This is a genomic window from Cupriavidus oxalaticus (genome assembly GCF_004768545.1).
Classification (GTDB): domain Bacteria; phylum Pseudomonadota; class Gammaproteobacteria; order Burkholderiales; family Burkholderiaceae; genus Cupriavidus; species Cupriavidus oxalaticus_A.
In genome coordinates this window covers 293,719-312,343 of sequence record NZ_CP038635.1, presented here as the reverse complement: position 1 = coordinate 312,343, position 18,625 = coordinate 293,719, and the positions used below count along the sequence as shown (strand labels likewise).

Below are 18,625 nucleotides of genomic sequence, written 5' to 3'. Positions count from 1 at the left end.
TATCTTCAGGAGCATTGGAGCGCGCGCGACGTCATTCATCGCGCGCATCGCGCTGGAGCAACTGCGCGACCGCATCGGCGGCACTCAGGCCATCGAACAGCACGGCGCACACCGCGCGCGCGATCGGCATCTCGACGCCGTGGGCGGCGGCCAGCTCGGCCACGGCCTGCGCGCAGCGCACGCCCTCGGCGACGTGGCCCAGGCCGGCCAGGACCTGGTCCAGGCTCTGCCCGGCGGCCAGTTGCTGCCCGACCTTGCGATTGCGCGACAGGTCGCCGGTCGCGGTCAGGATCAGGTCGCCCACGCCGGCCAGCCCCATGAAGGTCTCGACCCGTCCGCCCAGCGCCAGCCCCAGCCGCGTCATCTCGGCCAGCCCGCGCGTCACCAGCGCGGCCCGCGCGTTCAGGCCGAGGCCAAGCCCGTCGCTGGCCCCGGTGGCGATCGCCAGCACATTCTTGACCGCGCCGCCGACCTCGACGCCGGTCAGGTCGTCGCTGCCGTAGATGCGCATGGCGTGGTGGTGGAAGGCCCGCTGCGCCCGCTCCGCCAGCGATGGCACGCTGCCCGCCACCGTCAGCGCGCACGGCAGGCCCTGCGCGACTTCGCGCGCGAAGCTGGGACCGGTCAGCACGCCATAGTCGAAGCCTTCGGTGCGGCCGGCGGCGTCCAGTTCGGCGCGCACCATCTGGTGCGGCAGCAGGTGCGTGCCGGCCTCGAAACCCTTGCACAGCCACAGCATCGACACCGGCCGCGCGCTGCGCGTGGCCAGCCGGCGCGTCATTTCGCGCAGCCCGGAGACCGGCGTGGCCACCACCACGATGCCGTCCGGGTCGTCCGCGGCATGGGCCACCGCTTGCTCGAAATCGGCTTGCACCGCCAGCCGCCCGGACAGCTTCACGCCAGGCAGGTAGGCCGCGTTTTCACGCGTGGCGGCGATGGCCGCCAGTTGCGCGGCATCGCGTCCCCACAGCACCACGTCATTGGTGGCCGCGGCATGGCTGGCGAGGGCAGTGCCCCAGGCACCGGCACCGAGAAAGGTCAGTTTCATGGCAGCTCGATCGGAGAGATGATCGGAGAGATATCAGGCGCTGGAACATGCGCACAAACAAAACGGGGCCGCAGCCCCGTTCCGTAGCATGGCGCGGCAGGCCGCTCGCTTAGTGGCGAGCCTGGCTGCCGTCGGGCATCACGATGCCGCTGTTGCCGCCTTCGGCCGCCTGGGCTTCCTGCATGGCCGCCTGCAGGCGTTGCTCGTACAGCGCCTGGAAATTGATTTCCGACAGGTGGATGGCCTGGAAGCCGGCGCGGGTGATCACGTCGGCGATATTGCCGCGCAGGTACGGGTACAGGATGGTCGGGCAGGCAATGCCCAGCAGCGGGTCCAGCTGCTCCACCGGCACGTTGCGGATATCGAAAATGCCGGCCTGGTGCGCTTCCACAAGGAATGCCACCTTGTCCTGCACCTTGGTCGTCACGGTGCCGGTCACGACCACCTCGAAGATGCCTTCCTGCAGCTGCGAAGCGCCGACGTTGACCTGCACTTCCACCGACGGGGCTTCCGATTCCAGGAAGATGCCGGGCGAATTGGGCTGCTCCAGCGACATGTCCTTCAGGTAGACGCGCTGGATGTTGAAGAAGGGTTGATCGTCCTGCTGGGTGTTTTGCTGGTCGCTCATGAAAGGCTTCCGGGAGGATGGGCGTTGGGCGCGGCGGCGGCAGCGCCCGCGAGGCGCAAGGACTGGCCGGTGCCCGGTTGGAAAAGTGGAAAGCGCATATGGTACATGACGCGGGTGGCGATTTCACCCGCGCCGGCGCCCGGCCGGCCAGGAATCAGAGAGTTCTGACCGGCAACGCGATCAGGCCGCCAGCAGCGACACCAGGCCGCCCTTGCGGTCCAGCGCCGAAAGGTCGTCGAAGCCGCCCACATGGGTCTCGTCGATGTAGATCTGCGGCACGGTACGGCGCCCGGTGCGCGACATCATCTCTTCGCGCTTGCCCGGTTCGCGGTCGATCAGGATCTTCTCGATCGTCTCGACCCCGCGGGACTTGAGCAGGCGCTCGGCCATGTTGCAATACGGGCACACCATGGTGCTGTACATGACGACGCGGGCCATGCGGGTTCTCCTTCAATACGAATGCGGCGCGCCTGGCGAACCGGGCGCACTGTGATGGATGCGGCGGAATTGCCTGCGGGATCCGGGGCTTGCTTAGCCGGGCTTACTTGACCAGCGGCAGACCTGCCTGCTGCCAGGCGGCGATGCCGCCCTCGAGCGCATAGATCTCACTGTAACCGGCTTCCTTCAGCGCTGCCTGGGCCTTGCCCGAGCGCTGGCCATTCTGGCATACCACGATGATGGGGGCCGTCTTGTCCTTTGCAAGACCCGCTGCGCGCGACGCCAGGTCGGCCAGCGGGGCGCTCTTGGCCTGCGGCAGGTGGCCCTTGGCATACTCGGCGGGCTCGCGGATGTCGACCACGACGGCGCCACGCTTGTTGATCAGCTGCGTGGCGGCGGCCGTATTGACGGACTTGGCGCCGGTGCTGCGCGAGATCGCAGGCCAGGCCAGCAGGCCGCCGGAGACCACGGCCAGGGCGATCAGGGCGAGGTTGTTGTAGTCGGCAAAGAAATTCACGTTGGCTTTCCGGTAGGTTGGGTCGGCGGCATTATAAAATACGCGGTTTGGCGTCCGGGCCCCTGCCGCAGCGGGCCACCCGTCATTGTCGCCTGTCCGAGACATGGGACGCCCATGGAGAACTTCGGCGCACTTCGGACCAGGTGACGGCGCGGACGCACGCAGGTTACCTACTCTCTGGAAGCAGCAGCATGTACAAGCTCGTCCTTATCCGCCACGGCGAATCCACCTGGAACCTTGAAAACCGCTTCACCGGCTGGGTCGACGTCGACCTGACCGAAACCGGCGCCGCCCAGGCCCGCCAGTCCGGCAAGCTGCTCAAGGAAGCCGGCTTCGACTTCGACATCGCTTACACCTCGGTGCTCAAGCGCGCCATCCGCACCCTGTGGCACGTGCAGGACGAAATGGACCTGATGTGGATCCCGGTGCGCAACGAATGGCGCCTGAACGAACGCCACTACGGCGCGCTCGCCGGGCTGAACAAGGCCGAGACCGCCGCCAAGTTCGGCGACGAGCAGGTGCTGGTGTGGCGCCGCAGCTATGACACGCCGCCCCCGGCGCTGGAGCCGGCCGATCCGCGTGCCTCGTTCGACGATCCGCGCTACGCCAATGTGCCGCGCAACGAGATCCCGCTGACCGAGTGCCTGAAGGACACGGTTGCCCGCGTGATGCCGCTGTGGAACGAATCGATCGCTCCCGACATCAAATCCGGCAAGCGTGTGGTCATTGCCGCGCACGGCAACAGCATCCGCGCGCTGGTGAAGTACCTGGACCAGATTTCGGATGACGATATCGTTGGACTCAACATCCCCAACGGCACCCCGCTCGTGTACGAGCTGGACGCCGACCTGCGCCCGATCCGCCACTACTACCTGGGCGACCAGGAAGCCATCGCCGCCTCGCTGGCGGCCGTGGCCAACCAGGGCAAGGCGCGCTGACGCCCGCCCGGGCAGCCGTGCCGGCGCTGGTGCGCCGATGTGCGGCCGCCCACCCTGAACCGGGACGTGGCAGGTCCGTTTCCCCGCACGCCCTTATACTGTCGGACACAGGCGCCCCGCTAACCCGGTCTCCCCGGCGCCGGGCGCCCGCAGCCGGCATAATCCCCATACGTACAATCCGTACACGTTCAGGCAGCCCTCATGCGCAAGACGCTCAAGAACATCAGTCTAGTTTCTGTCGGCCTCGTCGCCGGCGTGCTCGCCACGCTGCAGATCTCGGCGACCGCACAGAACTCATCGGGCCCCCTGCCGCTGGACCAGTTGCGGCTGATGGCCGATATCTTCGGGCAGATCAAGCGCGAATACGTCGAGCCGGTCGATGACAAGAAGCTGCTGACCGAGGCCATCAAGGGCATGGTCGCCAGCCTCGACCCGCATTCGTCCTACCTGGACGAGAAGGATTTCAAGGAACTGCAGGAAGGCACCCGCGGCCGCTTTGCCGGCCTCGGCATCGAGATCTCGCAGGAAGAAGGCCTGGTCAAGGTGATTAACCCGATCGAGGACACGCCCGCGTTCCGCGCCGGCATCCAGCCGGGCGACCTGATCACCCGCATCGACGACAAGCCGGTGCGCGGCCTGCCGCTGGAGCAGGCGGTCAAGCGCATGCGCGGCGAGCCGGGCACCAAGGTCACGCTGACCATCTACCGCAAGAGCGAGGAACGTACCTTCCCGGTCTCGATCACGCGCGCCGAGATCCGCGTGCAGTCGGTCAAGGCCAAGATGCTCGACAACAATATCGGCTGGGTGCGCCTGACCAGTTTCCAGGAACGTACCGTTGCCGACCTGTCGCGCAAGCTGGCCGAACTGGCGCAGAAGAACCCCAACATGAAGGGCCTGGTGCTGGACCTGCGCAACAACGGCGGCGGCGTGCTGCAGGGCGCGGTCGGCGTGGCCGCGGCCTTCCTGCCGGAAGACTCCACCGTGGTCTCGACCAACGGCCAGGTGCCCGATGCCAAGCGTACCTACAAGGCGTCGTACAACAACTACCGCCTGTCGTCGCTGGAAGACGATCCGCTCAAGAGCCTGCCCGCGCTGTACAAGAAGATCCCGATGGTGGTGCTGACCAACGCCTACTCGGCCTCGGCTTCCGAGATCGTCGCGGGCGCGCTGCAGGATCACCACCGCGCCCAGATCATGGGCAAGACCACGTTCGGCAAGGGCTCGGTGCAGACCGTGCGGCCGCTGACCAACGACACCGGCATCAAGCTGACCATCGCGTACTACTACACGCCGAGCGGCAAGTCGATCCAGGCCAAGGGCATCCGCCCGGATATCCCGGTCGACCAGAACCCCGAGGGCGATCCGGACGACGCGCTGATCACGCGCGAGATCGACACCGAACGCCACCTGCACAACAAGCAGGAATCGGAAGAGCCGGAAATGACCGAGCGCGAGCAGCGCCGCGTCGAGGAACTGCGCCGCCTGGAAGAAGAGAACGCGAAGAAGTCGCCGGAAGAGCGCGAGAAGGAACGCCGCAAGAAGCCGGTTGAATTCGGCTCCGCCGACGACTTCATGCTGCAGCAGGCGATCGCGCAGCTCAACGGCCAGCCGGTCAAGCGTTCCAAGTCAAAGCTGGAAACCAACCCGCCGGCTGACAACGGCAAGGCGGCGAAGCCGAAGGGCGGCGCCAAGCCGGCCGCCAAACCCGCTGCTCCGGCCCCGGGCAAGCAGCCACCGGCGAGCGCGCCGATCGGCGAGCCGCTGGGGACGCCGACCGGCAAGGCGCCCTAAGGGGGGTTCCTCCCCTCTCCCGCTGAGGGGGAGAGGGAGAACACCTTGCTTAGGCTAGCTCGGGCGGCTTGGGAGCACCCAACACCGCGCTCCTCTTCTGCCTTGTTCCGGATTTCATCATGAGCGACGACGGCCTCAACGACGAACAGCTGCTGCGCTACTCCCGGCACATCCTGCTGGACGAACTCGGCATCGAAGGCCAGCGGCGCCTGCTGGCCGGCCACGCGCTGGTGATCGGCGCCGGCGGCCTGGGCGCCGCCGCGCTGCCCTTCCTGGCCTCGGCCGGCGTGGGCCGCATCACCATCGTCGACAACGACGAGGTCGACCTGACCAACCTGCAGCGCCAGATCATCCATACCACCGCCAACGTCGGCAGGCCCAAGGTCGACTCGGCGCGCGAAGGCATGCTGCGCATCAACCCGGGGCTGGACATTGTCACGGTGCCGGCGCGCGTGGGCGATGCGGAGCTGGAACAGCTGGTCGCCTCGGCCAGCGTGGTGCTGGACTGCTGCGACAACTTTGCCACGCGCCAGGCGGTCAACCGCGCCTGCGTGCACCACAACGTGCCGCTGGTGTCGGGGGCGGCGCTGCGCTTCGACGGCCAGATCAGCGTGTTCGACCGGCGCCAGCCCGAAGCGCCCTGCTACGCCTGCCTGTTCCCGCCGGCAGAGCCCGCGCCCGAAGTGGCCTGCGCCACCATGGGCGTGTTCGCGCCGCTGGTCGGCATGGTCGGCACGGTGCAGGCGGCCGAGGCACTCAAGCTGCTGGCCGGCGTGGGCGAGAGCCTGGCGGGACGGCTGCTGATGGTCAACGCGCTGACGATGGAATGGACCACAATGCGGCTGGCGCGCACGCCGGATTGCCCGGTGTGCGGCGGGCACTGATCGCGCGAATGGGGCTGCCGCTCAGTCTTGCGGCGCCGCGTGCGCGAGCAGCCAGTCGGTGACCGCGGCGCGGTCGCCGCGGAACACGATGCGCGGCTCGCGCTGCGCGCGCTGGTAGGCATACATGGGATCGTAGTAGTCGCGCAGCAGGATCTCGATCCAGCCGCGGTGCAGCGCCACGTCGCCTGACCCGGCCTGCCGCGCCAGCGCCTGCTCCAGCAACGCCGACAACTTGCCGTAGCGCTCACCCCCGAGCCGCGGCGCGATCGCCTCCATGGCTTCGCGCAGGCGGGCGGAATAGGCGTCGAAACCCATGCCGTCGCCATGCCCGGCGACGAATTCCGCCGCCAGGTCCTGCACGTAGTCGCGCAGCACGCGCTCCACGCGTTCCTCGAAAGACGCCTCCAGCCACACCAGCGGACTGGCCTGCATGCGCTGCGCCAGCGCCTGCGGCACATCGCGGCTGCCGATAAAGCGGCCCTCGTCTTCCACCACCAGCGCGCGGAAGCGGGCCTCGATACGGCGCAGCACATCGATCGCCAGCGCGTTCTCGAAGTCCACCTGCGGCGGCTGCGCCTGCGCGCGCCGGCCAAAGGCCGAGCCGCGGTGCCGCGCATGGCCCTCGAGATCGAGCGCGGCCGGCACGTCGGCCAGCACGTCGGTCTTGCCGCTGCCGGTCATGCCGCCCAGCACCAGCCACTGCTGTCCCGCCGCCGCCTCGTCGAGGGTCGCGATCAGGAAGGCGCGCATCGCCTTGTAGCCGCCCGTCACGCGCGGATAGTTGATGCCCGCGTCATGCAGCCATTGCTGCACCAGCTGCGAGCGCAGCCCGCCGCGGAAGCAATACAGGTAGCCGTCCGGATGCGCACGGGCAAAGTCCGACCAGCCGGCGATGCGCGCCGACTTGAGTTCGCCCGACACCAGCTGGTGCCCGAGCTCGATCGCGGCCTCCTGCCCTTTCTGCGCGTAGCACAGGCCGACGGCGTGCCGCTCGGCATCATCCATCAGCGGCAGGTTGACCGCGCCCGGAAAGGCGCCGCGCGCGAACTCCAGCGGCGCCCGCACGTCCAGCATCGGCACGCCGCTGAGAAACAGGCTGCGGAAGTCCGCGGTATCAGCACGCATGTCAGCCGGCCTCACACGACCTCGACGGCCAGCGCCGCACGCGCCACCATTTCGCCGATCGGCGTCAGCGACAGGCCGAGGCGCTGGCATTCGGCTGCGAACTCCGCTTCGCCGGCCAGCTCGACCGCCACCAGCAGCCCGCCACTGGTCTGCGGATCGCACAGCACCGCGCGCTGCGCCTCCGTCAGCGGCGTGATGCGGTGGCCGTAGCTGTCGAAATTGCGCTGCGTGCCGCCCGGCACGCAGCCCTGGCCGATGTAGTCGACCACGTCGTCGAGCACCGGCACCGCTGCGTAGTCCAGCCGCGCGGTCAGGCCGCTGCCGTCGGCCATCTCGACCAGGTGGCCGAGCAACCCGAAGCCGGTCACGTCGGTCATCGCGCGCACGCCAGGGAGGCGCCCGAAGGCGCTGCCGGGACGGTTCAGCACGCACATCCAGTCGCGCGCGAGATTGCGGTTGTCGGCCCGCAGCAGGCCCTTTTTCTCGGCCGTGGTCAGCACGCCGATGCCCAGCGGCTTGGTCAGGTACAGGCGGCAGCCAGGCGTGGCGGTGTCGTTGCGCTTCATGTGGGCGCGCTCCACGATGCCGGTAACGGCCAGCCCGAAGATCGGCTCCGGCGCATCGATCGAATGCCCGCCGGCAAGGGGAATGCCGGCGTCGTCGCAGGCGCGGCGCCCGCCCGCCACCACCTCGCGCGCTACCTCGGGCGGCAGCACGTTGACCGGCCAGCCGAGGATGGCGATGGCCATCAGCGGGTCGCCGCCCATTGCATAGATGTCGCTGATCGCATTGGTGGCGGCGATGCGCCCGAAGTCGAACGGGTCGTCGACGATGGGCATGAAAAAGTCCGTCGTCGACACGACGCCCCTGCCGCTATCCGTGCCATCGAGCGCATACACCGCTGCATCGTCGCGCGAGGCGTTGCCGACCCACAGCCGCGGATCGAGATGCTGCGCGCCGCTGCCGGCGAGGATCACATCGAGCACTTTCGGGGAGATCTTGCAGCCGCAGCCAGCGCCGTGGCTGTACTGGGTCAGGCGGATGGGACCGGTGGTCATGGTGGGCTCCGTCGCAGCGCGCCGGCCGGGGAGGAGCCACTACCCGGCCAGGCACGCCTGGATGAAGAAAGGAATTGGAATGAGAAGGGTTACTGCCTACAGCCGAACAACGTGGCAGCGCCGGGTGGCGCCGCGCGGTGGGGCTGGCCGCCCTTGCAGCATACTGCAGCGGCGGCCCGGCCTGTGGGACGGACGGCTTACTGCTCGCCCGGCTCCATCTGCGACTGCAGGTAGTTCTGCAGGCCGACCTTGTCGATCAGGTCCAGCTGCGTTTCCAGGTATTCGATGTGTTCCTCGGTGTCGGTGAGGATATCGACCAGGATTTCGCGGCTGACGTAGTCGCCGACCGATTCGCAGTAGGCGATGCCTTCCTTGACGGTCTGGTGCGCGGTATGCTCCAGCTTCAGGTCGCACTTGAGCATTTCGGGCGTGTCTTCGCCCAGCAGCAGCTTGTGCAGGTCCTGCAGGTTGGGCAGGCCGTCCAGCATCAGGATGCGTTCGATCAGGCGGTCGGCATGCTTCATTTCGCCGATCGACTCCTTGTACTCGACGTCACCGAGCTTTTTCAGGCCCCAGTGGCGATACATGCGAGCGTGGAGGAAATACTGGTTGATCGCGGTCAGCTCGTTCTTGAGCTGGGCGTTCAGATGCTGGATGACCTTCTTGTCACCTTTCATTGGCGGCTCCTGTTGCATCGGGCCCGCGCAAAAACACGAAGCGGCGCCATTGGCGCCGCGTGCAGTCGGTGAGAATAGAAATGCGCAAAACGCGCCGTGAACTGACTTTCAGTTCACATGGGCGCGTTCAGGCAACCAGCGCCTTGCGCCGGTCGTTCGCGACTGCCGGGTCCCGAGTGTCCATTATGGTACATGGGCCCGACACGGAACAGGAAGAAATCTCCACAACCTGGATGCTGGCGAGAGAGGCCTTGGTGACGTTGCGCACCGCTGCAACGCCTTCCTGCAACACTTGCTGCGCGCAGTCGCGGCAGCGTCCGCAGCACGTGCCGACGCCAAGCGTCTCGGCCAGTTCGTCGAGGGTCTCGACGCCCAGGTGAGCGGCACCGTGGATCTCACGATCGGTGATCTGGTTGCAGATGCAGACGTACACAAGTCCCTCCGTTGGGGCGCGTGGCACCGGCATGCCACTGCGAATGAACGTCAGAATATCAGAGATCGAAAATGATAACAATTCCCATTAGCGACGTGGGAACGTCTCTTCACATCGGGTGGTAAAACTGCCTTAGGCGCGATAAGAAGGCGGCGAAAGCGGCACTCATTAACAGGCTCAAGTGTCTTTCCTGCCGCCTCGGAGGCTCGGAAAACCCTGACGTTGTCAGGGTCTGGCGATCTGGCTCAGCGCGGCCGCGAGGTCCTCGGGGTCATAGGCATTGAGCACCTCGTCGACCAGCGGCTCCAGGTGCTCGCAATTGGCGTGCAGGATCTCCTGCTTGACCCGCAGCAGCTGCGCCGGGTGCATCGAGAACTCGCGCAGGCCCATGCCCAGCAGCAGCCGCGTCATGGAAGGATCGCCCGCCATTTCACCGCACACTGCCACCGGCACGCCGGCGCGGTTGGCCTCGCGGATGGTGCGCGCCACCAGTTGCAGCACGGCCGGGTGCAGCGGATCGAACAGGTGCGCCACGGCATTGTCGGCGCGGTCGATCGCCAGCGTGTACTGGATCAGGTCGTTAGTGCCGATGGACAGGAAATCCATCTTGCGCAGGAACAGCGGCAGCAGCAGCACCGCCGCCGGGATCTCGATCATGGCGCCGACCTTCATGCCGGGATCGTACGGCTCGCCGCGCTCGTCCAGCTGGCGCTTGGCCTTGGCGATCAGCGCCAGGGTCTGGTCGATCTCGCTGGCGTGCGCCAGCATCGGTACCAGCAGCCGCACCGGACCGAAGGCCGAAGCGCGCAGCAGCGCCCGCAGCTGGGTCAGGAACATGGTCGGCTCCGACAACGACCAGCGGATCGCGCGCAGCCCCAGCGCCGGGTTCAGCGCCGTCTCGAAGTCATCGCCCCGCCCGTCGCCGCGGCCATCGCGTCCGTCGCGGCCGTCTAGCGGCTTGTCCGCGCCGATATCGATGGTGCGGATGGTCACCGGCAGCCCGTGCATGGCATCCACCGCGGCGCGGTAGGCCTGGAACTGCTCGTCCTCGTCCGGCAAATCGCCACGCCGGTTCATGAACAGGAACTCGGACCGGAACAGGCCGACGCCCACCGCACCCGCAGACAGCGCCGCGCCGGCGTCCTCGGCCATCTCGATATTGGCCAGCAGCTCGATCTCGAGCCCGTCCAGCGTCACCGCCGGGGTATGGCGCAGCCGCTGCAGGCGCTTCTTCTCCAGCGCGCGCTCGCTCTGCCGGTGGCGGTATTCCTCCAGGATGATGGCGGTCGGGTCGACGATCACCAGCCCGGCATCGCCATCGATGATGATCCAGTCGTCCTGCCGGATCAGCTCGCTCGCGCACTGCACCCCAACCGCGGCCGGGATATCCAGGCTGCGCGCGACGATGGCGGTGTGCGAGGTGCGCCCGCCCAGGTCGGTGACAAAGCCGTGGAACACGGTGTGGCGGAACTGCAGCATGTCGGCCGGGGCAATGTCGTGGGCCACCACGATCACGCCCGGCGCCGGCTCGCCGTCCGCCGCCAGCGCCGGCACCGGCGCGGGCACCAGCACGGGGGCGCCGGCCAGCGCCTTCAGGATGCGCTCGACCACCTGCTGGATATCGGCCTTGCGCTCGCGCAGGTATTCGTCCTCGATCTCGTCGAACTGGCGCATCAGTTCTTCGAGCCGCGTGGTGAGTGCCCACTCGGCGTTGTAGCGGCGGCCCCGGATCAGCGCCTCGGGCTCGCGCGCCAGCGCCTCGTCGTCGAGGATCATCGCGTGCACGTCGAGGAAGGCGCCCATCTCCTCGGGCGCGTCGCGCGGCAGGTCGCGCTTGAGCGCCGCCAGTTCCGCGCGCACCGCCGCGCGCGCGGCGCGCAGCCGTTCGACTTCGGCATCGAGCTGGTCTTCATCGACCAGGTAGTGCGACACGTCCAGCGCCGCGGGCGCGAGCAGGTGCGCGCGCCCGATGGCGACGCCGCGCGAGACCGGGATGCCGTGCAGGGCGAAAGGCATGTACCGCTCCGTCAGGAACGTTTAAGAATTCGAAGTTGCGGGACCGGGGCCGCCGGCCTCACTCTCCCTCACCAAACCGGTTGGCGATCAGCGCCAGCAACGCGTCCATCGCTTCCTGCTCGTCGGGTCCGTCGGTCTCGAGGGTCACGGTGGAGCCGATGCCGGCCGCCAGCATCATCACGCCCATGATGCTCTTGGCATCGACCTGGCGCCCGTTGCGGGACATCTTGACCTGGCTGACGAAGCTGCCTGCGAGCTGGGTCAGCTTGGCGGACGCGCGTGCATGCAGTCCGAGCTTATTGATGATGGTGGTGTCCCTCTGCAGCATATTTGTCGGGATGGTTGGCGGTTTGGTTCTGTACGGTGGTGGTGCCGACCTGCAGCACGCCCTGCGAGCCGCCCGCCAGCGCCTTGTTGGCAAGCTGGTCGAGCTTTTCGTTGCGGTAGCAGATGGCGCGCACGAGCATGGGCAGGTTGACGCCGGCCAGCACGCGCACGCGGCCCTGCTCGGCCAGGCGCGCGGCGATATTGGCCGGGGTCGCGCCGAAGATATCGGTCAGGACCAGGGCGCCGTTGTCTTCGCAGACGGCAGCCAGGCGGCGCCTGGCCTCGGCCAGCACCGCGGCGGGGTCCGCGTCGGGAAGGACGTCGATGGCTTCCAGCCCTTGCGGCTGGCCGCAATAGACGTGGGCGGCGCAATCGCGCAGGGCCGAAGCCAGCGGGGTGTGCGCGATGATCAGGATGCCTGCCATGATGGTGAATCCGTTGGATTGCCCAGATTGTAGCAGGCGGCCCCCCGCGCTCCCGCTGCCAGCCGGGATGGTTCCGGTCAGCTGCCGGCCGCGCCCACGGCGTGTTCCAGCGCGTCGATGAACATCGCCGCGACGTGGAACCCGGTCTGCTGGGTGATTTCCTGGAAGCAGGTCGGACTCGTCACATTGACTTCCGTCAGGTAGTCGCCGATCACGTCCAGGCCCACCAGCAGCAGGCCCTGCTCCCACAGCCCCGGCGCCAGCGACTCGGCGATCTCGCGGTCGCGCTGGCTCAGCTCCTGGGCGCGGCCGCTGCCGCCGGCGGCCAGGTTGCCGCGCACTTCGCCGGCCATCGGCACGCGCGCCAGCGAATACGGCACCGGCACGCCGCCGATCAGCAGGATGCGCTTGTCGCCGTCCTTGATCGCCGGGATATAGCGCTGCACCATCAGGGTGCGGGCGCCGTCCTGGCCCAGCGTCTCGACGATGGCGGCCAGGTTCATGCCGTCAGAGCCCACCCGGAACACGCCCATGCCGCCCATGCCGTCGAGCGGCTTGACGATGATGTCGCGGTGCTCGGCATGGAAGTCGCGGATGCGCGCCAGGTCGCGCGTGACCAGCGTCGGCGTGATGAATTCCGGATGCTGGGCGATCGCCAGCTTCTCGGAATGGTCGCGGATCGCACGCGGCTTGTTGAACACGCGCGCGCCCTGCTGCTCGGCCAGCTCCAGCAGCCAGGTGCTGGTGACGTATTCCATGTCGAACGGCGGATCCTTGCGCATCAGCACCGCGTCGAAGGCCGACAGCGGTTCCAGCGCGCTGTTGCCTTTGCGGTACCAGGCCTTGTCGTCATCCGTCAGGTGCAGGCGCGTCGCCAGCGTCTCGACGGTGCTGCCAGACAGGCACAGCTGCGGCTGCAGGCACCAGTACAGCTCGTGGCCGCGCGCGGCGGCCTCGGTCATCATGGCGTAGGTGGAGTCCTTGTAGGTCTTGAAGGTCTCCAGCGGATCGGTGATGAAGAGGATGCGCATCAGTCAGGACTCGTCAGGGCTCGTCACAGGATCGGGTTCGGGTCAGTCTTTTCGAGTTCGATCGACGCCGCCAGCAGCGCCAGCCGCGCCACCACGCCGTACATATAGAAGCGGTTCGGCACCGCAGCGCCCGGCTTGGCATGGCTGTCGGGGATGCCGTTGGGGGCAAACGCCAGCGGCACGAAATGCATGCCCGGGGCGTTCAGGTTTTCATCGTTGCCGCGGCCCGTGTGCACGCGGTAGAAGCCGCCGACCACGTAGCGGTCGATCATGTAGACCACCGGTTCGGCCACCGCCTCGTTGACCTTCTCGAAGGTGTGCACGCCTTCCTGGATGATGACGTCGCTGACCTCGAGGCCTTCCTTGACGACGCTCATCTTGTTGCGCTCTTTCCGGTTCAGGCCCTTGACCTCGGACGGGTCGCGCACGGTCATGATGCCCATGCCGTAGGTGCCGGCATCGGCCTTGACCACCACGTACGGCGTTTCCTTGATGCCGTACTCTCGGTACTTCTTGGCGACCTTCTTCAGCACACCCTCGACCGCGTCGGCCAGCTCTTCCTCGCCCACGCGCTCGTGGAAATTCACCCCGGTGCAGCGGGCAAAATACGGGTTGACCATCCACTGGTCGATGTCGATCAGCTTCGCGAATTTCTTGGCCACCTCGTCATAGGCGGCAAAGTGGCTGGTCTTGCGGCGGGTCGACCAGCCGGCATGCAGCGGCGGCAGCAGGTACTGCTCGTTGATGTTTTCCAGGATCGGCGGGATCCCGGCCGACAGGTCATTGTTCAGCAGGATCGAACACGGATCGAAGTCCTTCAGCCCCAGCCGGCGGCCCTTGGTGCCCAGGCGCGCCAGCGGCTCGACCACCAGGGTCTGGCCGTCGGGCAGCTCGATCGGGGTCGGCTCGGTGATTTCCTCGGACAGCGAGCCCAGGCGCACATTCAGCCCCGCCTGGCGCATGATCAGCGACAGCCGCGCCACGTTCTGCAGGTAGAACATGTTGCGCGTGTGACGTTCCGGAATCAGCAGCAGGTTCTTGGCATCGGGGCAGATCTTCTCGATCGCCGCCATCGCCGCCTGCACGGCCAGCGGCAGCATTTCCGGGGCCAGGTTGTTGAAGCCGCCCGGAAACAGGTTGGTGTCGACCGGCGCGAGCTTGAAGCCGGCGTTGCGCAGGTCCACCGAACAATAGAACGGAGGCGTATGTTCCTGCCATTCCAGCCTGAACCAGCGCTCGATCGACGGGGTGGCGTCCAGGATCTTCTTCTCGAGTTCGAGCAGAGGACCGTTCAGCGCGGTGATGAGATGCGGGACCATATCCATCCTATAGATCGTCTTTATCGTTCGCCCCGATTGTAGAGGAACGGCCAAACAGGCGCTGGCACACTCCTGATAAGGATATGCAGGCCATGGCATGAGGGATAACGATATGGGGATGCCGCGCGGGATATAAAGGGCGCTGGCGCAGCGGACAAAAAAAAGCGCGGCATCGCCGCGCCTTTAAATGGCCTGACAGATACGGGGAGCGTTCTGCAGGTGGAGGAAACTGCCTCACTGGCAATGTATGTGCCCCGCACATTAAAGACAATTGAAGCTTTTTAAGATCGGATTTAAGCACTTTGCGAAAAGCCCACGGGCGTGCCGGGGAGATCGGCCGCCAGCCCGCATCAGCATTGGACTGGCGGCTTTTGCGAGTTTTCTCCGGCCAGCCGCCCAGCGAGCCGGTGTGGCGTTGTGTGCGGTGCTAATGCCTGCTTGATAAGACAAATCGGCATAGGGGGCAGCCCATCGGGCTGCATCCCCTGCCACACCACCCGGCATGCGGGTCCGCACCGGGCGGTTCGAGAGGTTGAGGTCAGACGAGACGGGGCAGTCCCAGACTATCGAAGTAGGCAGTGGTCAGCACCCGATGAATCGCCGATAGGCTGTTGTGCCACCAGCGACGGCTTAACGCCGCCACCGACTGCGCCACCGGTAGTGAGGCCCCCAGGCGAAGCAGTTCGCGGTGGATAGTCTTGCCCCTGCGCCACTGTTTGAGCTGCAAGGCCCGAAGCCGCCGCCTTATCCAGCTGTCCAACTCACGCCAGATTCTGGAGGTCTGCGCCAGCCCGAAGTAGGCTTTCCAGCCCAGCAGGTAAGGGCGCAACTGATCGACTACGGCTTGGAGGCTGCGCCCACCATTGCGCCGCGTCAGTACCCTGACACGCTGTTTGAACGCCGCCATTGGCTTAGCAGCCACCACACGTTTGATCACACCGTCCCGGGCTTGCCATAGGCCATACCCAAGGAACTTGCGACCAAATACCGGCGCCACGGCGCTTTTGGCTTCGTTAACTTTCAGCTTGAGGCGGTCATAGAGCCTTCGTAGCAGAGCCATCACCCGCTCGCCAGCGCGACGACTGCCAACGTAGACGTTGCAGTCATCGGCATACCGCGCGAAGCAGTGACCCCGCCACTCTAACTCCTTGTCCACCTCATCTAGCAAGACGTTGGCCAGCAGCGGCGACAGGGGACCACCTTGCGGCGTTCCCTGATGCCGTTCCATGACCACCCCGCCATCCATGATTCCCGCGTTCAGGTAGGCTCGTATCAGCCGGATGATCCCGGCGTCGGCGATGCGTTGCCTTAGGCGGTCGATCAGAATGTCGTGGTTGACCCGGTCGAAGAACTTCTCCAAGTCCACGTCCACCACCACATGACGGCCCGACTGCACGAACGACTGAGCGGCTAACACCGCATCATGTGCCCGCCGTCCAGGCCGAAACCCGTAGCTATGCTTGCTGAAGGTCGGGTCAAGCAGCGGTTGCAGGACTTGCAACAGCGCCTGCTGGATCAGCCGATCCGTCACCGTCGGGATGCCAAGCTCGCGCTCGCCACCTTCCGCCTTCGGGATCGTCACCCGTCGTACCGGACTGGGCCGGTACGTCCCCCGCAGCAGTTCCTCACGGATACGAGGCCACTCGGACGCCAGTTTGCGCGACGTCTGGTCAATGTCCAGCCCGTCCACACCCGCCGACCCCTTGTTCGCCCGCACCCGTTTGAACGCCTGCCGCAAGTTCTCGCGCGTCAGCGCCGCTTCCAGCAGCGCCGACCCTGTGCCGTCCGTTTCATGCCGCGGGATTTCGGCTTCGCCGCGACACACTCCATCCGGGGCTTCACCCCTGGCTTCGGTGTCCCGCCCCGCTCGCGCGGGCTTCTGGCGCCTGGCCTCCAACATCGTCATGGCTTCTGACACTTCCTCTCGTTCGGCCCTTCGCCAATAGCTCCAACCTTGCCGGTCTGTCCTCTGGCTACTACGGCCTCTGCTGACTCCTCACTCCGGCTCGACGCCGTTACCCTTTCGGGATCGAGGTGAGGTCTCCCCAGGTAAGAACGCACTCCTTCATCGCACAGCCGCCACATTTACGCTGCCTCGCCTTGATCACAAGAGCTTCGCGGTTTCTCGCCCGCTCGCCCTGCTCAGCCGCGCCTTCTATGTGGTTCTTGTTCATCGGCTCACGATTTACGCTCCACGCTTCCTCCCCACGCTCGGTCGCCCTCACGCAGTTGCGCTTCGCTTCGTTCGCTGTGATCAGCTTACGGTGGGACTTGCACCCACAAGAGTGCGCCCATGCTGGGCGCACGAAAAAAGCCCGGCACGCGGCCGGGCAAAGCTCCTGAGAGACGATTCCCAATCAGCTCTCCAGCACAACACCTTGGCGATCAGCCTTCATACGCGGTCTCGCCGTGCGAGGTGATATCCAGGCCCTCGCGCTCTTCATCTTCCGGCACCCGCAGGCCGATCAGCATGTCCACCAGCTTGTAGGCCACGAAGGAAACGATGCCCGACCACACCACCGTGGTCAGCACGCCCTCGAACTGGACCCACAGCTGGCCGGCGATCGAATAGTCTTCCGCCACCTTGTTGGCCACGTAGTCGTAGATGCCGGTGCCGCCCAGGCTAGGCGCGGCGAACACGCCGGTCAGCAGCGCGCCCACGATGCCGCCCACGCCGTGCACGCCGAACACGTCCAGCGAGTCATCCATGCCCAGCATGCGCTTCAGGCCGGTCACACCCCACAGGCACAGCAGGCCAGCCACCAGGCCCATCACGATCGAGCCCATCGGGCCGACGAAGCCGGCTGCCGGGGTGATCGCCACCAGGCCGGCCACCGCGCCCGAGGCACCGCCCAGCATCGACGGCTTGCCCTTGCCGATCCACTCGCCGAAGGTCCACGCCAGCACCGCGGCGCAGGTCGCCAGCAGCGTGTTGACGAAAGCCAGCGCGGCACCGGCGCTCGCTTCCAGGCCCGAGCCGGCGTTGAAGCCGAACCAGCCGAACCACAGCAGCGAGGCACCGACCATGGTGAAGGTCAGGCTGTGCGGACGGATCGCCTCGCGGCCGAAGCCGATGCGCTTGCCGAACAGATACGCGCCCACCAGGCCCGCCACGGCGGCGTTGATGTGCACCACGGTGCCGCCCGCGTAGTCGAGCGCGCCCTTCTGGAACAGCCAGCCCGACTTGGCGGTCGCGGCAGCGCCGGCGGCAGCGTCGGTGTAGGCGTCAGGACCCGGCCAGAACCAGACCATGTGCGCCATCGGGATGTAGGAGAAGGTGAACCACAGCACCACGAACACCAGCACGGCCGAGAACTTGGCGCGCTCGGCGAAGGCGCCGATGATCAGGCCGCAGGTGATGCAGGCGAAGGCGCACTGGAAGGCGAAGAAGCCCAGCTCCGGGATCACCACGCCCTTGCTGAAGGTGGCCGCCATGGCTTCCACCGTGAGGCCCTTCATGAAGAGCCGGTCGGTGCCGCCGAAGAAGGCGTTGCCCTCGGTGAAGGCGAAGCTGTAGCCGTAGATCGCCCACAGCAGCGCCACCAGCGAGAAGATCACCAGGCACTGCATCAGCACCGACAGCATGTTCTTGGAACGCACCAGGCCGCCGTAGAACAGCGCCAGGCCCGGCAGCGTCATCAGGATGACGAAGGCGGTGGCCACCAGCAGCCAGGCCACGTCGCCCTTGTTGGGCTGCGGCGCCGCCGGTGCGGCGGCGGCTTCGGCGGCAGCGGCCGGGGCCGCCGCCGCGGGGGCGGCAGCGGGCGCGGGTGCCGCTGCAGCGGCGGCGGGCGCGGGGGCGGCGGCCGAGGCGGCCGGGGCCGAAGCCTCCGCCGCCGGCTTGTCCTGTGCGGCGGCCGGCGCGGACATGCCCACTCCCGCCGTGCCGATGGCCAGCGCCATTGCGCCGGCCGTCAGGAATCGCTTGATCCAGGTCTTCATGTGATTAGCCTCTGTCTCTATGCTGTCT

At 66.8% G+C, this 18,625-nt stretch carries 18 protein-coding genes; 3 read left to right on the top strand and 15 right to left on the bottom strand.

The features are described from left to right. Window positions 1-31 precede the first annotated feature (31 nt). From E0W60_RS12255 to E0W60_RS12240, 4 genes are all read right to left on the bottom strand, one after another. The gene (locus E0W60_RS12255) at window positions 32-1,048 is read right to left on the bottom strand and encodes an NAD(P)H-dependent glycerol-3-phosphate dehydrogenase (protein ID WP_135704327.1); all 1,017 of its coding nucleotides are present in this window, start codon (window positions 1,046-1,048) and stop codon (window positions 32-34) included. A gap of 109 nt (window positions 1,049-1,157) precedes the next feature. Further along, window positions 1,158-1,676, bottom strand: coding sequence for a protein-export chaperone SecB (secB, locus tag E0W60_RS12250; RefSeq protein ID WP_029046730.1), 519 nt, complete (start codon window positions 1,674-1,676; stop codon window positions 1,158-1,160). Between the two features lie 180 nt (window positions 1,677-1,856). Then, on the bottom strand, window positions 1,857-2,114 hold the full coding sequence (gene grxC / locus E0W60_RS12245; protein ID WP_133093599.1) for a glutaredoxin 3: 258 nt from the start codon (window positions 2,112-2,114) through the stop codon (window positions 1,857-1,859). A gap of 103 nt (window positions 2,115-2,217) precedes the next feature. Beyond that, window positions 2,218-2,631: a rhodanese-like domain-containing protein gene (locus E0W60_RS12240; protein ID WP_133093598.1), complete on the bottom strand. Its 414-nt coding sequence runs from the start codon at window positions 2,629-2,631 to the stop codon at window positions 2,218-2,220. Between the two features lie 191 nt (window positions 2,632-2,822). On the opposite strand from E0W60_RS12240, the gene gpmA reads away from it, so the two are divergent. The 3 genes from gpmA to E0W60_RS12225 all read left to right on the top strand — a co-directional run bounded on the left by gpmA (window position 2,823) and on the right by E0W60_RS12225 (window position 6,244). Then, complete coding sequence (gpmA, locus tag E0W60_RS12235; RefSeq protein WP_133093597.1) at window positions 2,823-3,569, top strand: 2,3-diphosphoglycerate-dependent phosphoglycerate mutase; 747 nt, start codon at window positions 2,823-2,825, stop codon at window positions 3,567-3,569. Window positions 3,570-3,770: 201 nt separating this feature from the next. Then, window positions 3,771-5,360, top strand: a complete 1,590-nt coding sequence (locus E0W60_RS12230; RefSeq protein ID WP_133093596.1) for a S41 family peptidase — start codon at window positions 3,771-3,773, stop codon at window positions 5,358-5,360. 119 nt (window positions 5,361-5,479) lie between these two features. Continuing rightward, window positions 5,480-6,244: a HesA/MoeB/ThiF family protein gene (locus tag E0W60_RS12225; protein ID WP_133093595.1), complete on the top strand. Its 765-nt coding sequence runs from the start codon at window positions 5,480-5,482 to the stop codon at window positions 6,242-6,244. A 21-nt stretch (window positions 6,245-6,265) separates the two neighbouring features. Here the strand turns inward: E0W60_RS12225 and mnmH are convergent, their stop codons facing one another. From mnmH to E0W60_RS12165, 11 genes are all read right to left on the bottom strand, one after another. Next, complete coding sequence (mnmH, locus tag E0W60_RS12220; protein WP_135704325.1) at window positions 6,266-7,369, bottom strand: tRNA 2-selenouridine(34) synthase MnmH; 1,104 nt, start codon at window positions 7,367-7,369, stop codon at window positions 6,266-6,268. 11 nt (window positions 7,370-7,380) lie between these two features. Next, window positions 7,381-8,427: a selenide, water dikinase SelD gene (gene selD / locus E0W60_RS12215; RefSeq protein ID WP_133093593.1), complete on the bottom strand. Its 1,047-nt coding sequence runs from the start codon at window positions 8,425-8,427 to the stop codon at window positions 7,381-7,383. A 197-nt stretch (window positions 8,428-8,624) separates the two neighbouring features. After that, window positions 8,625-9,104 carry a bacterioferritin gene (bfr, locus tag E0W60_RS12210; RefSeq protein ID WP_133093592.1) on the bottom strand — a complete coding sequence of 160 codons (480 nt, stop codon included), beginning with the start codon at window positions 9,102-9,104 and terminating at the stop codon, window positions 8,625-8,627. Window positions 9,105-9,231: 127 nt separating this feature from the next. Further along, window positions 9,232-9,537: a (2Fe-2S)-binding protein gene (locus E0W60_RS12205; RefSeq protein WP_165971445.1), complete on the bottom strand. Its 306-nt coding sequence runs from the start codon at window positions 9,535-9,537 to the stop codon at window positions 9,232-9,234. A 225-nt stretch (window positions 9,538-9,762) separates the two neighbouring features. Continuing rightward, window positions 9,763-11,553 (bottom strand): phosphoenolpyruvate--protein phosphotransferase, encoded by a 1,791-nt coding sequence (ptsP, locus tag E0W60_RS12200; protein WP_135704323.1) that lies wholly within the window; start codon window positions 11,551-11,553, stop codon window positions 9,763-9,765. A 58-nt stretch (window positions 11,554-11,611) separates the two neighbouring features. Continuing rightward, window positions 11,612-11,881, bottom strand: a complete 270-nt coding sequence (locus E0W60_RS12195) for an HPr family phosphocarrier protein (protein ID WP_029046719.1) — start codon at window positions 11,879-11,881, stop codon at window positions 11,612-11,614. Next, window positions 11,850-12,305, bottom strand: coding sequence for a PTS sugar transporter subunit IIA (locus E0W60_RS12190; protein ID WP_133093589.1), 456 nt, complete (start codon window positions 12,303-12,305; stop codon window positions 11,850-11,852). The genes E0W60_RS12195 and E0W60_RS12190 overlap by 32 nt, the downstream gene beginning before the upstream one ends. Before the next feature lie 77 nt (window positions 12,306-12,382). Then, window positions 12,383-13,336: a glutathione synthase gene (gene gshB, locus E0W60_RS12185; RefSeq protein ID WP_133093588.1), complete on the bottom strand. Its 954-nt coding sequence runs from the start codon at window positions 13,334-13,336 to the stop codon at window positions 12,383-12,385. A 23-nt stretch (window positions 13,337-13,359) separates the two neighbouring features. Next, the gene (gshA, locus tag E0W60_RS12180) at window positions 13,360-14,655 is read right to left on the bottom strand and encodes a glutamate--cysteine ligase (RefSeq protein ID WP_133093587.1); all 1,296 of its coding nucleotides are present in this window, start codon (window positions 14,653-14,655) and stop codon (window positions 13,360-13,362) included. A gap of 538 nt (window positions 14,656-15,193) precedes the next feature. After that, window positions 15,194-16,561 carry a group II intron reverse transcriptase/maturase gene (gene ltrA, locus E0W60_RS12175; RefSeq protein ID WP_135702721.1) on the bottom strand — a complete coding sequence of 456 codons (1,368 nt, stop codon included), beginning with the start codon at window positions 16,559-16,561 and terminating at the stop codon, window positions 15,194-15,196. A 479-nt stretch (window positions 16,562-17,040) separates the two neighbouring features. Then, window positions 17,041-18,597, bottom strand: a complete 1,557-nt coding sequence (locus E0W60_RS12165) for an ammonium transporter (protein WP_135704321.1) — start codon at window positions 18,595-18,597, stop codon at window positions 17,041-17,043. Between the last annotated feature and the right edge of the window lie 28 nt (window positions 18,598-18,625).